We start from the raw sequence: 15,465 nt of genomic DNA, 5'->3' as shown, positions 1-15,465 counted from the left end.
TCAAGGCATATTTCATGATACAATAGACCTATAACCTAAATAAAATAACGGGGGATTATTTATGAAAAAATATCTTTACTCTGGGGCTCTTGCTCTAGCAGCCATCTTAACGCTCTCAGCATGTGCCAAGCCAAAACTTGATGCCAAGCTTTCTGTTAACGATATTGTCTATATGTCAGGAAGCGACCTCAAGCTCAAGGATGACCAAACCCTAGTCGAAGTCTCATTCAAACTCGAGAATACTTCGGAAGATATGGAAAATGAGCTCAAAACATCTGCTAAACAATTCTACCTCAAAGATAAAGATGGTAAAAAAGTCACAGCAAGCAAGCTCGACAAAGGTGACCTCCCTACTCTCTTCAACAAAAATAAGAACGTAGAGGATGCTACAGATGACTTTGGAAAGCTTGAAGCTGACGACTACAAAACTGTCTCGCTCTTTTTCGAAGTTAACAACGACGAAAGCTATAAACTCTATTTTGAATCAAAGGATGAGAAGACAGAAGGACAAACTGTTTCTACTAACCTAAAAGATTTCGATGGTAAAACAACTACCAATGTTAAAAAGACTGTTGATGCTTATTTCAACGCAGTTCTTCTAGGTGGCGAAAGCAAAGACTACAGCAAATTTGTTTCTAACGACTTGGACAAAGCTAAGGGCGAACTTAACCAATATTTCTCAGATAGCCTTCAATACAGCTATGATGCAACTGATAACATCAAACCAACCGGTGATGAAGTTCCAAAAGTTTTTGGTTGGGTTCAAACTGCTAACCGTGAACGCGGCAGCTACACTGTTGACAACATTATCGTCGCTAAAGATAAGGCAGAATTCAATGTCAACATGTCAACTATCAGTATGAAAGCTGCAGACGATGCCTATGGTGCTAATCACCCAAATCTCACAGACGAACTTAAAAACTACCTACAAAGCAATGGTGCTAACGCTGGAAATGTCGACCAACTGACAAGACAATTCTACATGGAAACTTACCTACCGAATTCAATCAAAGAAGTAACCCCATCAACACCAAAGACTGAAGGGACAAATATCTTTGATAATTACTCAGTCGAGCTTACTAAAAAAGACGACAAGTGGGCTTTCCCAGATAAAGATAGCTATGTCGGAAAATGGGATTACTATCCACTCTTCTACGCTTACACAGGTCAGCAAGGAACACTCACAAAAAACTATTAGACAGTAAAAAAATCAGCCATCTGGCTGATTTTTTTTACTAATTACGTCTAGCAAAGAGTCGCAAGATATTCAAGAATAAGTTAATGAAATCCAAGTAAAGACTAAGTGCCATAGAAACTGCCCATCCATCTGTGACCTGACCATTGGTACCATAATATACCTTCTTAATCATCTGGTTATCGTAGGCAATTAAACCTGAGAAAATAAGAATTGATACAATACTAATCACAAAACTCATCATGCTACTTGCAAAGAAAATATTAATCAAGCTAGCCACAATAATCCCAATCAAGGCTGCCATAAGGAACTTGGCCATGCCTGATAGATCTCGCTTAATGGTAACTCCGATAAGTGCCATGATAAAGAAAACAATGGCAGTGCTAAGGAAAGCTTGGAAAACAATGGCTTGCGTATATTGTACGATGATAAAGCTAAGTGTAAATCCATTCAGAGCAGAATAAACCAAAAATAAAGGTAGAGCCGCAGGTGTATTCCTTCTTGCAGCACCGCTAGCCAAAAAGACCAAACCAAACTCTAAAAAGAGTGCCGCCATGTAAACCCAAGAATAATTCATGAGAATGTTGACAAAAAGATGCGAAAGAGGGAAGAGCATCAGATAAGAGATGACTGCTGAAAGTCCCACTCCCATACCGACAAGACCATAAATCTTTCCGAAAAAGCGGTTCAAGCCCGCATCACTAGTTGTATAAATTGCATTTGATTCCATAGTTATCTCCTAAAAATAATGAATTATTGGTGGTGGCTTTGTAGAGTCTTGCGACGGAAAAACTTACGATTTTTGATTCGGTTTCGTAAAGGTGTCGCTGCTTCTTTAACCGCCCAATACTTATCAACCATAGTAACAATATAAGATTCCTTATACTTCGGCGGCGCAATCGTTGCTCCCCACATATGCTTGAGGATAATATCCTCTTCTTTTTTATTCAGATTAACAAGCTTTCTGGCATTACGAACAGCAATACGTGGGTGTACCCAAGCATGACTCTTGTTAAATTTAGTCACTCGCCAATCATAATAGAAAAAGTCATGTAAGAGACCACCTCGAGCTGTGCTCTTGGCATCCCAGCCAAATTTTTTAGCAATCTTATAGCTGGTGTAACTAACATTAACCGAGTGTTCTAAACGTGTCGAATGATGGTGTTGTACAATCCCATCCAATTTTTGAAAACGTGGATGAGAAATCAAATGTCCCACAACTTCCATGAATTCTTTATCATCTTCTGGTCGTTTCATAATAATACCTCATTAATGTTTCTAATGCTTCTTCATTATACCACTAGTACTTAAAATTACTTTAAAAGTCAGTTGTTTTCTCCTAAAATCATCCTTGAGACCTAGAGACTAAACATGAGAATTCCTGCTGCAACAGCAACATTCAGACTCTCCGCCTGACCTGGCATGCTAATATGTACGAGTTGATCAGCAGACTCAGCCATTTCCTGACTAATTCCCTGACCCTCATTTCCCATCACTAGGGCAAAATTGCCATCTGTCTTAACTGCTTTATAGTCAACGGAAACATCGGAAAGAGTCGTTGCTAAGACGGGTATACCTTGTTTTCTGCAAGCCTCAACCATGTCAAGAATTGGTCCACGATAGATTGGAAGGTGGAAATGACTTCCCTGCATAGAACGCAAGGTCTTCTGATTATAAATATCAGCTGATTTATCCGACAAAAAGACTCCGTCATAACCTGCGGCATCTGCTGTTCGAATCATTGTTCCTACATTACCAGGGTCCTGAACATCCTCCAAGAGAAGATACTTCCCTGAGAGAGACTTTGGCAAGGCTTGAGATTGTTTAGCAACTTCTGCCACAATCCCTTGAGGTGTCTGAGTTTCACAGAGTTCCTTAAGCACCTCTGGACTAACCAACTTAACCTTAGATATATTAGCCACACGATCAGCCATTTCCTCAAGTACGAAAACTTGAAGAATCTCGGCACCACTTGCCTTTGCTTCCTCAAAAAGATGCCATCCTTCTAAAAGATAGCTAGTTTTACGGTGCTTGCGCTGCAATAATTTTCTAGCAGACTTAATGCTAGCATTTTGCTTTGATTGAATGATTTCCATACACTCATTATAGCAGAAATTCCTTGATAAATCTTGGACTTGACCGACTTTATAGCAAGGATTATACTAAAAGAAAGAGCTTTCAAAAGGAGGTCGTGGAACATGCAAAAAGTAAGATTATTAGTCTCAGGAAGAGTCCAAGGTGTTGGTTTTCGTTATTCAACCTATGCTCTGGCACTAGATATAGGAGATATATACGGTCGAGTTTGGAATAATGACGACGGAACTGTTGAAATCCTAGCTCAGTCAGATAATCCTGCTAAGTTAGCTAAATTTATTCAAGAAGTTCGAAAAGGACCTTCAAAATGGTCTAAAGTAACCTATGTCGATGTGACCATGGCAAACTTCTCAAATTACAGCGATTTTCGGATGGCTAATTAAGAGGAAGCCCCGTTTTTAGCTTGTTCTCTTCCTTAAAAAAAGGTAAAATAGACAAGTATAACTAAAAAACAAAAGGAATGATATTGTGAATAAAAATCAAAAACGTCTAGCCCTGATGGGGCTTGCTGCCAGCATGCTACTCTTCCTATCAGGATGTGTAAGCCTTGATAAGTCTGGTAATCCTACTGGTTGGGTCTGGAACCTCCTTGGTCGCCCTATGAGCCACGTCATCACCTACTTCGCAGATAATCTTGGTCTTGGCTTTGGTCTTGGTATTATCTTTGTTACTATCATTGTTCGTTTGATTATCTTGCCACTTGGTCTTCACCAATCTCGTAGCGCAGCCTACCAATCAGCAAAACGTGAGTACCTTGCGCCTATCTTGGAACCAATCAACGAACGTTTGCGTAACGCTGAAACACAAGAAGAAAAAATGGCTGCCCAGTCTGAACTCATGCAAGCTCAGCGTGAAAACGGTCTAAGCTTGATGGGTGGTGTCGGCTGTCTTCCTCTATTGATTCAGTTCCCATTCTTCTCAGCACTCTACTACGCAGCACGTTACACTCCTGGTGTACTCCAAGATAACTTCCTCTGGTTTAACCTTGGTCACCGTGACTTCCCATTGATTATCATCATCGCAGCTCTTTACTACTTCCAATCTTGGTTGTCTATTCAACAAGTTCCTGAAGAGCAACGTAAACAAATGGCAGCGACGATGTACAGTATGCCAATCATGATGATTTTCTTTGGTATTAGCTCACCTGCAGCCGTAATCCTCTACTGGTTCGTTGGTGGTATCTTCTCTATTATCCAACAGTTGATTACCAACTACATCATCAAACCTCGCTTGAAAGAAAAAGTTGCTGAAGAGTTCAAAAAGAACCCTCCAAAAGCACCTCGTACAACACCAATCAAGCGTAAAGATGTGACACCAAAAAATACTCAAGCAATTGCAAGTAAACCAAAGAAAAACCGTAACGCCGGTAAGCAAAATCGTAAATAAGCTACAAAGCACTCTTGGCAAATGCCAAGAGTGCTTTTCTTATAGATTAATTCAGACTAACCTAATTCCTAATAGCGCCAACAAGCAAAAAAGGAGTGCGACAGAACAGCTGTTTTGTCTCACTCCCACTAGTTTCAAATATTGAACACCTTAATTCCAACAGTCACTTAGGCTGTTTTTTCTACACTAAGGATTTCCACAGAGTAGCTACCTGCTGGTGATTCGATAGCGACTTTGTCGCCAACTTTCTTACCAATCAAGGCTTGAGCAATCGGACTTTCATTTGAAATCTTACCTGAGAAGATATCAGCACCGGCTGCACCAACGATATGGTAAGTATCTTTGTCGTTTGTACCAACTTCTTGAACAACAACAGTTTTACCAATTGCAACCTCGTCATTAGCAACAGCATCACTATCAACGATTTCTGCATAACGAATTTTTGTTTCAAGAATCTGAATTTGTCCTTCAACAAAGGCTTGTTCGTCTTTGGCTGCTTCATACTCAGAGTTTTCTGAGAGGTCACCATAAGAACGAGCAATCTTAATACGTTCTACAACTTCTGGACGACGGACGAGTTTGTACTCCTCCAATTCCGCTTCAAGTTGTTCTTTCTCCGCTTGTGTCATTACATATGTTTTTTCTGCCATTTTTTTCTCTTTCCTATTTTTTGAGCCCTTGGCTTTATTTTCAAAATCACTCTTTGTTTGCTTGATTTTAATGAGCCAATCAGACTATTTATCTTTTAGTTTGCTATTAATGTAAGTTTCAACGTTATGCTGATGCTCTTCATAGCTTTCAGCAAAATAAACATTACCAGTAGTTACATCTGCAACAAAGTACATGTACTTGGTAGATGATGGATTGATAACCGCTTCAATTGCAGACAGACTAGGGCTGTCCACAGGACCTGGCATCAACCCCTTATGAACATAATCATTATAAGGGGAGTCAATGTTTGTGTCAATAGTTGCATCCTCTTTCAAGGTCGTTTCCTGACCAAGTTTTCCAAGAGCATAAAGAACTGCAATATTACTTTGTAGAGCCATGTCTGAGTTAAGACGATTATAGAAGACGCTCGCAATATTTTTACGGTCGTCATCTGTAGCTCCTTCTTTTTCCACAAGAGAAGCTAGGGTCAAAATTTCATTAACATTGTGCCCGCTAGATGAAATCGTCGCATAGTAAGGTGATAGGTAGGTGTCCATCGTTGACAACATTTCCTCTGCCAAAGATTCCACCGTCGTATCGTCATGAATGTTATAAGTCGCTGGGAACAGATAGCCCTCTAGGACATACTTAGCATCCGTAGAATTCGGAAGGTTGGCCAACAAGGTTGGGTACTTCGCTTTCATCTTAGTAATGAAAGCATCATCCTTCATCAGCTTCAAGAAATCTTTTGCCTTAAGTCCAGTTGATGTTTTTTTGCCTTTTTTCGCTGAGGAATTAACTTCAACTGCCTTAGCAATTTGATCAATGGTGTATCCTTCTTTGACCAAGACCGTACCAAGAGATGGCTCCTGAGGTGTATCACTTCCTTTTTTCTGAAGTGCCTCAATAATTTCATCCATGGTCATGCTAGCCTGAAGGTTGTAATAACCACTTTTCAGATTTGAGATGTTCTTAAACTTGGTATAGTAATTAAAGACCTTACCAGACTTAATGACACCAGCTGATTCCAATAGTTGACCAATGTAACTGCTACCTGAATTTTCAGGAATTTCAACACTAACAAACTTAGTTGAATTAACATCTTTTGCGCCAACAGCATCACTAACATAACGATAACCAAAGAATGCAGCTACTGACAAGATAAGTAGCAAGAAGATAATAATATTTCTTGCAATTTTACCAGCACGACGGTTATTTTTATTGCGTTTGTGATTTCGGTTAGAACGTGAAATCGGCTCTTCGTCGACAATGTCAGCCTGTTTAACATCTTTTGGCGAAGACTTTTTCTTCTTCACTTTCTTACCTTTCTTTTTCTTAGGTTTTCCAGAGGCTTCTAGAGAAATACTCTCATCATCCTCATTACCATCAGCCACTATCTCTGATTGAACCTTTTCTTGCGACGTTTGGTCACTTGTTGCATGATGTTCCTGCAAGAATGCTTCTTTTTGACGTTCTGAGGTCAATTTGGCCTCCAATTCTTTAGGGTTTGTATAAATAGCTTCGTTAGACTTAGCTTCAATGAGCTCCTTGGCAACATCTGCAGGAATATACTCCTCTTCAGATGCTTCGTTAAGGCTAGTTTCCCAAACTGGACGTTTAAAACGGCGTTTCGACGTTTCAGTCTCCTGAGGAATATTTACCTTTTTCTCCTCCTCAATAGGTTCTTTAGAAATAGATGCTACATTTGAATGAGCATCAGACACTAAAGACTCAGCTTGAGAAACAGAAAACAAGCCAACACTATCTTGTTGAGAATCTTGAGCTGTCTCAGAAGTCATAGATTTAGCGAAAGCACTATGAGAAACAGAATGTGAACTAAAATCTTGGTTACTTACTTTATTGGACGCTGAGGTACTATGTGTTGTAGCGCTCTCAGCTGACGTTGAACGTGGTGTCTCGGGCATAGTTGCACTTTTATTATGCTCCTCCTCGCGAAGAGAACGGAGCCGTGTTGCTTCTTGTAAATCTCGAAGAATCTGATCTTTAAAGCTTAGGCTATCTTCAGCAGATTCCGAGTGTTCATTAAACTTGTCCGTCAAGGCATACCTCCTCTATAGTAACAAACGCCATTATATCTTAAAAAGTCAGTTAATGCAAATCAATTGGTCCTTTGTCACAGTAACGTAACACTGAATTCAATGGGTTTCTGGATTCTCCCAAACCATATTATACCAAGTGCTACCGCCATGATTTGATTCTGATTCTCCTTCATCAGTGAAACCATTCATCTCATAATAGGCAATCAGGTAATCATGGCAAGTCAAACTAATACCTTGGCGTTTTTGGGCGATAGACAGATCCTTAAGCGCTGCAATCAAGGCTGTCCCAATACCTTGCCCTTTAAAATCTTTGAAGATAGACAAACTAGTAACTGCAATAAAGCCCCCTTGACTAGCATTAGGAACCACCTTATGGAACAAGTCATCTGTAAGATAACGTTCCGCAATCACAGGCCCTTCAATGTAGCCAGCTACAACACCATCAATTTCAGCAATTAGAAAGGTATCACAAATCGTCTTTAAACGCTCCCCAATAGCCTCTGGAGTTGCAGCCTCTTCAGGTGAAAAATTATCTTGTTCGATACGGACAACATCAGCCCAATCATCCTCTCGGGCATGTCGAATAAGCATATTAAATTCCTTTCTATTAAGAGAAAGAGCTGAGCGAAATCGCTACAGCCCTTAATATATTACATGTGTGTTTGCAAGCTTGCTAGGAGCTCTTCAAACGAGCGTTCGTAAAGTTGGATGTCCCCAGCTCCCATAAAGACATAAACAGCATTGTCATGGTCAAGGAGAGGTGAGACATTTTCAACTGTAACCACTTTGGCAGGTTTATTGATCTTAGCAGCAAGATCTTCAACCTTAACATCACCATGGTCAACTTCACGCGCTGAACCATAAATTTGCGCCAAATAAACAGCATCTGCTTCGTTCAAAGCTTCAGCAAATTCATCAAGAAGAGCAATGGTACGTGTGAAGGTATGTGGTTGGAAAATAGCAACAATCTCTTTAGATGGGTACTTTTGGCGTGCTGCATCAAGCGTTGCAATAATTTCAGTTGGATGGTGAGCAAAGTCATCGATGACAACAGTACCACTGATAATTTTTTCTGTGAAACGACGTTTAACACCTGAGAAAGTTTTAAGGTGTTCTGCAACCAAATCCATGTCGAAACCAGCTACATAGAGGGTCCCAATAACCGCAGTTGCATTCAAGATATTGTGACGACCATAGGCTGGCACATGGAATTCTCCAAGAATTTGTCCATCGTGTTTTACCTTGAAATTAGACCCTGTCGTTGTACGAACAATGTCTGTTGCCATAAAGTCATCATTTTCTTCGAAACCGTAGTAATAGATTGGCGCATTGGCTGTAATCTTACGAAGGTGTGGATCCTCACCGTAAACAAAGAGTCCTTTTTGCACTTGCTTAGCATAATCATCAAAGGCAGAGAACACATCATCGATACTTGTAAAGTAATCAGGATGGTCAAAGTCAATGTTAGTGATGATTGAGTATGCTGGGTGGTATGGCATGAAATGACGTTCATATTCATCAGACTCAAAGACAAAGTATTGTGCATTAGCAGAACCTCGACCAGTTCCGTCACCGATAAGGTATGACGTGTCTGTGATATTTTTCATAACATGTGACAAGAGACCTGTTGTAGAAGTCTTACCATGTGCACCTGCCACACCAAAGCTAGTGAATTGATCCATGAAGTGACCCAAGAACTCGTGATAACGCTTAAAGCTGTAGCCATTTTTAATCGCATAAGCAACTTCAACGTTGTTGTCTTCACGAAAGGCATTTCCAGCAATCAATTCAACATCTTCTGTGATGTTTTTTTCATCGAAAGGAAGGATAGGAATACCTGCTTGCTCAAGACCACGTTGAGTGAAGTAATATTTTTCCACATCTGAACCTTGAACCTTGTGTCCCATTTGGTGGAGCATCAAAGCCAAAGCTGACATACCAGATCCTTTAATTCCAATAAAATGATAAGTTTTTGACATAGTTTCTCCTTACAATCGCACTGCGATTAGTTTGCGTCTTCTAAATGCGTCAAATTTAATTCTTGAGCAACTCGGTGTTCACGGTAAGTTTGACGTTCTGGGTAATTATAAACCTGGCTACGTTTCAAGAAGTCATAGCTATTTTTCTTGACCTTCTTACGAGATGGGTTACTAGGCTGTTGATAGGTTGGAGCCACTTCTGCCAAGATGTAAGAATCCTGTTGCAGACGATTTGCCAAGTGATGGATTTTTGAGTGTTTCCCGTTAGGTGCTAAAGTTCGCTTGATAGCACTTACAGGAGCTCCCAAGATAGATGCTGTCACTGGCCCTTTATCCGTTGTTACAGCAGCTGGCTCAACAGTAGCCTCAAAGCTTGGCTTAGCTTCTACCTTAGGCTTAGCAGTTAGTTGACGGCTATTAGTATGTTTGGTTTGTTGAACTTCTTGGCGGAGGAATTTTTGGCGTTTCTCACGGACATCACGCTTAGCCTTTTCACGGGCTTCCTCTGCATAAGTCATGCCAGCTTCTTGTGTCTCCACTCGTTTTGAAGCCTGCTTACGATTGCTAGGCTTAGCTGACAAGAAATCATAGTTCGGCAACAAATCATTGTAGTCCTTATCTTGGTAAGGGCCACGGATATTTGTGATTAAATCTTCATTTTCATATAGGCGCATAGAGACCGGTTCTTGCAAGCAAGATTCCCCGTCTGGAATCAGCGGAAATTGTCGTCTTTGGCGATGCATAAAAGACTTCCTTTCGTTTTCGAGATGATGCGTATCTTAATATAAACAATCGGGAATGGGAAGATACGTCTTGCAGTATTCTATTATAGCCTAATTCAAAAGATTTGCCTAGTAGCATTTTCACATCTTAGTATTTCAATATCAAATATAACAAATTAAGATATTACAATACCAAGAATTTCTTTAATATCCTCAACGGTCATGCTGGCACGGCTTTCATTGCCATCCAAGACAGTTGTTACAAGGTTCTTCTTGCCTTCTTGAAGCTCAAGAATTTTCTCTTCAATAGTCCCTCTTGTAATCAAACGGTAAACTTCGACATTTTGTTCCTGACCTATACGATGCGCACGACTAATAGCCTGCATTTCTACCGCTGGATTCCACCAAAGGTCAATCAGAATAACCGTATCAGCACCAGTTAGATTCAGTCCCACTCCTCCTGCTTTTAGAGAAATCAAAAAGGCATCTCGGCTTCCTTGATTGAAGGCTCTGGTCATCTCTTGACGACTATCAGATGGCGTTGACCCTGTTAGCTTATAAGAGGAAATACCTAATTCTTGTAAGAGCCCCTCTGTAATATCTAACATCCCACGAAATTGTGAAAAGATAAGAACACGGTGGTCTGATTCCTTAATTTGACTAAGCAACTCTCTTAGGCTATCTAATTTTCCGCTATCTCCAGCATAGTCCATAAAAAGAGCTGGGGTATCACAGATTTGTCGTAAGCGGGTAATTCCTGACAAAATTTCCACCTTACGACGGTTGATTTCCTGATCACTTGCAGAAATTAAACCTTGCTGCATCTGTTGCAATTGCGCTAAATAGATAGCCTTTTGAGCATCTGACAATTCACTTTGGTGAGTGATTTCAATCAAATCTGGTAAATCAGGAAGGACCTCTTCTTTCCTACGTCTTAGAATAAAGGGAGAAATATACCTAGCCACTTCCTTTGGTGTTAACTTAAGGAAAGTTTTCTTAGCCGGTAAAAGTCCTGGTAGAATAATTTGGAAAATAGACCAAATCTCCAACAAATGATTTTCAATAGGCGTTCCAGATAGTGCTAAGCAATGTGGAACAGAAAAATCACGTAGATATTGGGCAATCTTTGTCTGTGTATTCTTCATGACCTGAGCCTCATCGAGAATGAGATAGTCATATTTACCAGCCTTGTAGGCATCAAAATCCTGACGGAAGGAAGCATAGCTTGTAATAATAATCTGGTGGTCTTCAGCAATGATGTCATCACGTCTTGGCTTGAGTCCATAAGAAACCGCTACATCTAACTGAGGAGCGAACTTTTTAAACTCATCCTGCCAATTGTAAATCAGGCTTGATGGTGACAAAACCAAGACTCGTTGCTCTTCTTCTAAATGTGCAGAGAGATAGGCAATGGTCTGCAAGGTTTTCCCCAACCCCATATCATCGGCCAAGATACCGCCAAAACCATAGTGATGCAACATAGATAGCCACTGAACACCCTTTTCCTGGTAGGGACGAAGGTCAGCTTCTACCTTATAAGTTGGCAAATCAAAGGTCTCTGGTTTACTCAAATGTTGCGTTAAGAGTTGGAAATCTTTTGAAAAACGAACAGAATCACTTTCTGAAAGAGCATCCATTAATTGATAGGCAGTCAATTGATTTAGTTCTAGGTGACCTTGCCCTGAATATCTAGCTCTTAGAGTTTTGAGACTCTCACTAATACGATGCGTCGCCTCGTCAAAAACAATCAACTGACCACTACGATTGATAAAATAGGGCGAACTTTCCATCAAAGCTGCTAAAGCATGATCCACATCTTCATCGTCAAGACTTGAAAAATCAAAGGAAATATCTAATAAATTCCCCTGACGCTCTACCTGAACCTGTGGACTCTGTTCAACCCGTAAGTCACGCAACTCCTGCCCAATCAGAACCGTCCCTGTATTTTCAAATTCTGCTAGAGTATTCGTAAAGAAATCATAGAGCTCTTGACTGCTATCTAATCGTTTAGATGACTGAAAATCAGGGGTGAATCCATGCTTAGCCATCAAACGGAACACAGCCTGCTCATGACGATAGTTACTCGTAAATCCTAAATGACTCAACTCTTGTCGATTATGGACTAGGAAACCATCAAAATCAAAGGCTAATGTAAGTATAACCTCACTGTCACCTTTCAGGTCAAAGTGAAATCTCGGTGTGAAATCCTTGATATTAAAGGCTTTAGGAGCTTTAACTGGTCCCATAGTCCTAAAATCAAAAAGACTAGCAGCCAAGATAGCTTGTTCATCAAGATTAAAGCTGACATGCTTATTCAAATCGCTTCCGATTGGAAGAGAGCGTAAACCAACCAAAAGTTTTTGTTGTTTTCGATTCAAACGATAAAAAACACCTTGATAAAAGAGAATACGATTATTAAAAAAGGCCTGACTATTCTTCTCAGCAACAGTCAATTCAATCATCTTAGGCTCAACAGAAATATCAAACGAGAAGAGATGAGCATCAGCAGTCAAATCCTCAACCAAAAGTCGGTGATATTCGGTTCCTTCCCATTCAAACCTAAAGCCATCCAAATCTTGCATCCGTCTCAAACCTTCCTCAAAAAAACCGTAGGGGAGACAAAGATGACGTGCATTATTCGGTAAAATAAAGTCTAAATTAGTCTTGGCTTCATCTGGAATCATCCGTCCTAAGAAGTCTAAAAATGCCTGTGAAGCCTGGTCAAATTGAATAAGCGATAGGGGTTCATAATAGTTCTTACCTATCTGATAATAACTCTCAGCCTCTACAAGTTTGAGAAAGGCAGGAATATCTCGAATAACATAAGAACGTTCATCTGGTAAGCGACGTAAACGTATACTCCACCAAATCTCTGAACCAAAGGTAGATTCCTCTCCCTCTACCATCAAGCTATATCTAACAGTATCATCCTCATTTAGAGAAAGTCCTTCTAAAAATAAACCACCAAAAGAGTGTCCTCGCTCTTGGCCCTGAGAGGACTCTTGTTCCTCTTCCAATTCTATCAAGAGACGCTGGCCTTCTTTGTCGTTTTTTAGATAATACTCAATCGCTGCCAAATGGGGACAATAGCCTTTTTGAGCGAAATAATCACAGTCACACGTGATTTCAGAATCATTGAGTGCATAAATTAAATGATGTTGGTCAACTGTTGTATCCAACTGAGTTTCTGAGACCTGATGAATGGTAATGAGATCCTTTTCAAAAAGTTCAATACCCTCATTACGGACTCTACCCGGCATCAATTTTGCCATAGTATTCACCCCTATCTTATCCCTCTATTATAGCATAAAATCCTTATAAACTAGGCCTTCACCAAGATAAAACAAAAAACACTCCCGAAGGAGTGTCGCAGATTATTATTCGTAATCAAGTTTATCTGAGTGACCTGAACCATTACCAACATAGTAACCTGTCTTACAGTTAATACTGAAGAGGTAGGTTCCATCTGGAAGGTACAAGTTGTAGTAACCATTACCATTGATGATGTTGACTGGCTCAAGGATGAAGTTATCTCCTGAGAAGTAACCACGTGAGTGTGATGTTTCGATAATCTTATCAAGAACACCATCAGCCCATGTCCAAGCTGGGTTACTTGTATCTGCTACTACGTTTGCATTATAAGGCACACGTGAGCGATTACGTTGAAGGATTGATGGGTTATAATTTGTGATTCCGCGTGTTACAACTGTTGAAGCTGCAGCTGAGCCACCAGTAGTTCCTCCAGTCGCACCAGTTGAACCTGTTGAACCTGCTGAGTTAGCTGCTCCATTTTGCGCTCCAGAAGTATTTGATGCGGCCGCACCACCGCCATTAGAAGCTGCTCCAGATGTGTTATCACCTGAAGGTGCAGCAGGACTAGCAGTATTAACACTTTCAGAAGCTGTCGCTGCAGACGTTGCACTCGCAGCCTTAGCTTTTTCTTCAAGTTGAGTCTTACCACCCTTAATAGTTTCTTGAATAGTGCTATCGAGACTCGCGTTCCCAGTTGTTGTTACACTTTCTGGAAGATTATTAAAGTTAGCATCTGATTTAACAGCGATAGAGGCATTATAGCTACCATCTACAAGAGCATCTGACTCAAACTGACTGTTAATCTTTTGTACAGCTTCAATTTGTTTCTTCAAGTTATCATATTTTTTCTTAGCTGCATCATAATACTTGGTTTTCTCCAATTTCTTGAGCAGTTTTTCCAAATCTGATAACTTACCAAATTGATCATTAGCGAGTTTTGTTTGCTCGTCATCTGTGAAGAAATTCTTATACATTTCTTCAAATGCCTTATTATCAGCAGCTGACGTATCCTTGCTTGATGATGATGTCACTGCTGAAGAAGCTGTGCTTGTTGTTTTCGCCGATTGGCTATGTGTTCCTTTATAAAGAGCATAGCTACCACCGATAATAGCTAAAGCAAGAACTGCTAGAGCACCTATAACAACACCTTTACGACGGTAAACTGGAATGTCACCATCAAAGGCACTCTTATGCGATGGTGAAATAGACTCTGAAGAGATTCTGTCTTCTGCAGATGGGCGATTGACTGCCATAGACACTTTTGGTGTTGTCTTTTCTTCATCAGCTTTTGCTCCAGTTACCCCTGCCACCGTTGATGCAATAGCTGCCAAATCAATAGTGTCTGAAATAGCAGCATCATCCAACATAGGTTTTGAAGCTTGTGGCTCAGTATCGTCAATATTGGCAACAGCAGAATTTTGTGGTTCTGGATCATCAATGTTAGCAATCAAAGGATTGTTATCATCAACATTATCGACCAATGCATCGTTATAGGCTGGCTGATTAGTTGAAGTAGAGGAATCAGCGAGTGCATCACCAAGGTCAAATTTTTCTGTTTCTGACGTGATGAAACGATCAGCATTTGTTGACGTAATGATAACTTCAGAACTTTGACTTTCTGGTTCTGCAATAACCTCAGGTTCAACAGGGGCATTTGGCAACTGCTTGTCAATATGAGATTGAGTTTCATCAGCCTTGTTATCTGTAGCACCAAAACCAAATGTGACCGGTGTTACTTCTTCAGTAGCTGTTGTTGAGTTGATTGACTCATTAGCCATTGATTGACCAATCAAACCTGAATCCGCAAACTCCTGACGTTGCTTTTGAATAAAGGCATCCAAAGGTGATGTATCGCCGTCAGCTTCAATTTTCTTTGAAAATTTTTGTGAGGCAACTTCTTCACGGTGTTGCTTGATATACTTATCCAAAATGCTATCTGTTTCTGTTACACCAGCATTAATCTCAGCTTCTTTTCGGACAGCCTCACCGACCGTCATTTCCTTGGCATCTTGGAAATCTAGCTCTTGGCTACCTTCATAGCCATTTTGTGTTTTATCTTCTGACAC

Annotated in this window: 13 protein-coding genes; 3 read left to right on the top strand and 10 right to left on the bottom strand. The window is 40.3% G+C overall.

The window, feature by feature from the left end:
* Positions 1-61 precede the first annotated feature (61 nt).
* A complete protein-coding gene (locus AX663_RS07600; protein ID WP_060973150.1) occupies positions 62-1,198 on the top strand; it encodes a DUF5105 domain-containing protein in 1,137 nt (378 codons plus the stop codon).
* A 37-nt stretch (positions 1,199-1,235) separates the two neighbouring features.
* Here the strand turns inward: AX663_RS07600 and AX663_RS07595 are convergent, their stop codons facing one another.
* The 3 genes from AX663_RS07595 to AX663_RS07585 all read right to left on the bottom strand — a co-directional run bounded on the left by AX663_RS07595 (position 1,236) and on the right by AX663_RS07585 (position 3,291).
* Complete coding sequence (locus tag AX663_RS07595; protein WP_049545705.1) at positions 1,236-1,925, bottom strand: Bax inhibitor-1/YccA family protein; 690 nt, start codon at positions 1,923-1,925, stop codon at positions 1,236-1,238.
* A gap of 23 nt (positions 1,926-1,948) precedes the next feature.
* Positions 1,949-2,452 carry an HD domain-containing protein gene (locus AX663_RS07590; protein WP_002883682.1) on the bottom strand — a complete coding sequence of 168 codons (504 nt, stop codon included), beginning with the start codon at positions 2,450-2,452 and terminating at the stop codon, positions 1,949-1,951.
* Between the two features lie 101 nt (positions 2,453-2,553).
* Positions 2,554-3,291: a TrmH family RNA methyltransferase gene (locus AX663_RS07585; RefSeq protein WP_060973149.1), complete on the bottom strand. Its 738-nt coding sequence runs from the start codon at positions 3,289-3,291 to the stop codon at positions 2,554-2,556.
* 102 nt (positions 3,292-3,393) lie between these two features.
* On the opposite strand from AX663_RS07585, the gene AX663_RS07580 reads away from it, so the two are divergent.
* Both AX663_RS07580 and yidC read left to right on the top strand, forming a co-directional pair.
* Positions 3,394-3,672, top strand: coding sequence for an acylphosphatase (locus AX663_RS07580; protein ID WP_013990023.1), 279 nt, complete (start codon positions 3,394-3,396; stop codon positions 3,670-3,672).
* 85 nt (positions 3,673-3,757) lie between these two features.
* Positions 3,758-4,675 carry a membrane protein insertase YidC gene (gene yidC / locus AX663_RS07575; protein WP_002886520.1) on the top strand — a complete coding sequence of 306 codons (918 nt, stop codon included), beginning with the start codon at positions 3,758-3,760 and terminating at the stop codon, positions 4,673-4,675.
* Between the two features lie 167 nt (positions 4,676-4,842).
* Here the strand turns inward: yidC and greA are convergent, their stop codons facing one another.
* From greA to AX663_RS07540, 7 genes are all read right to left on the bottom strand, one after another.
* Positions 4,843-5,325, bottom strand: a complete 483-nt coding sequence (gene greA / locus AX663_RS07570) for a transcription elongation factor GreA (protein ID WP_002883697.1) — start codon at positions 5,323-5,325, stop codon at positions 4,843-4,845.
* Between the two features lie 84 nt (positions 5,326-5,409).
* Positions 5,410-7,386, bottom strand: coding sequence for an endolytic transglycosylase MltG (gene mltG / locus AX663_RS07565; RefSeq protein ID WP_060973148.1), 1,977 nt, complete (start codon positions 7,384-7,386; stop codon positions 5,410-5,412).
* A 96-nt stretch (positions 7,387-7,482) separates the two neighbouring features.
* Positions 7,483-7,977, bottom strand: coding sequence for a GNAT family N-acetyltransferase (locus AX663_RS07560; protein WP_060973147.1), 495 nt, complete (start codon positions 7,975-7,977; stop codon positions 7,483-7,485).
* Between the two features lie 59 nt (positions 7,978-8,036).
* Positions 8,037-9,365, bottom strand: coding sequence for a UDP-N-acetylmuramate--L-alanine ligase (gene murC, locus AX663_RS07555; RefSeq protein WP_002889872.1), 1,329 nt, complete (start codon positions 9,363-9,365; stop codon positions 8,037-8,039).
* A gap of 26 nt (positions 9,366-9,391) precedes the next feature.
* A complete protein-coding gene (locus tag AX663_RS07550; RefSeq protein ID WP_037598958.1) occupies positions 9,392-10,108 on the bottom strand; it encodes a hypothetical protein in 717 nt (238 codons plus the stop codon).
* 155 nt (positions 10,109-10,263) lie between these two features.
* The gene (locus tag AX663_RS07545; protein ID WP_060973146.1) at positions 10,264-13,359 is read right to left on the bottom strand and encodes a DEAD/DEAH box helicase; all 3,096 of its coding nucleotides are present in this window, start codon (positions 13,357-13,359) and stop codon (positions 10,264-10,266) included.
* Positions 13,360-13,464: 105 nt separating this feature from the next.
* Positions 13,465-15,465 (bottom strand): cell division site-positioning protein MapZ family protein, encoded by a 2,001-nt coding sequence (locus AX663_RS07540; protein ID WP_002889865.1) that lies wholly within the window; start codon positions 15,463-15,465, stop codon positions 13,465-13,467.

The sequence above is a fragment of the Streptococcus sp. CCH8-H5 genome, assembly GCF_001556505.1.
In the GTDB taxonomy this organism is placed as follows: Bacteria; Bacillota; Bacilli; order Lactobacillales; family Streptococcaceae; genus Streptococcus.
This window is presented reverse-complemented; position numbering and strand designations above follow the sequence as displayed.

Coding starts and splice junctions, on each gene's coding strand:
- AX663_RS07600 (WP_060973150.1), top strand. CDS start 62: ATGAAAAAATATCTTTACTCTGGGGCTCTTGCTCTAGCAGCCATCTTA.
- AX663_RS07595 (WP_049545705.1), bottom strand. CDS start 1,925: ATGGAATCAAATGCAATTTATACAACTAGTGATGCGGGCTTGAACCGC.
- AX663_RS07590 (WP_002883682.1), bottom strand. CDS start 2,452: ATGAAACGACCAGAAGATGATAAAGAATTCATGGAAGTTGTGGGACAT.
- AX663_RS07585 (WP_060973149.1), bottom strand. CDS start 3,291: ATGGAAATCATTCAATCAAAGCAAAATGCTAGCATTAAGTCTGCTAGA.
- AX663_RS07580 (WP_013990023.1), top strand. CDS start 3,394: ATGCAAAAAGTAAGATTATTAGTCTCAGGAAGAGTCCAAGGTGTTGGT.
- greA (WP_002883697.1), bottom strand. CDS start 5,325: ATGGCAGAAAAAACATATGTAATGACACAAGCGGAGAAAGAACAACTT.
- AX663_RS07560 (WP_060973147.1), bottom strand. CDS start 7,977: ATGCTTATTCGACATGCCCGAGAGGATGATTGGGCTGATGTTGTCCGT.
- murC (WP_002889872.1), bottom strand. CDS start 9,365: ATGTCAAAAACTTATCATTTTATTGGAATTAAAGGATCTGGTATGTCA.
- AX663_RS07550 (WP_037598958.1), bottom strand. CDS start 10,108: ATGCATCGCCAAAGACGACAATTTCCGCTGATTCCAGACGGGGAATCT.
- AX663_RS07545 (WP_060973146.1), bottom strand. CDS start 13,359: ATGGCAAAATTGATGCCGGGTAGAGTCCGTAATGAGGGTATTGAACTT.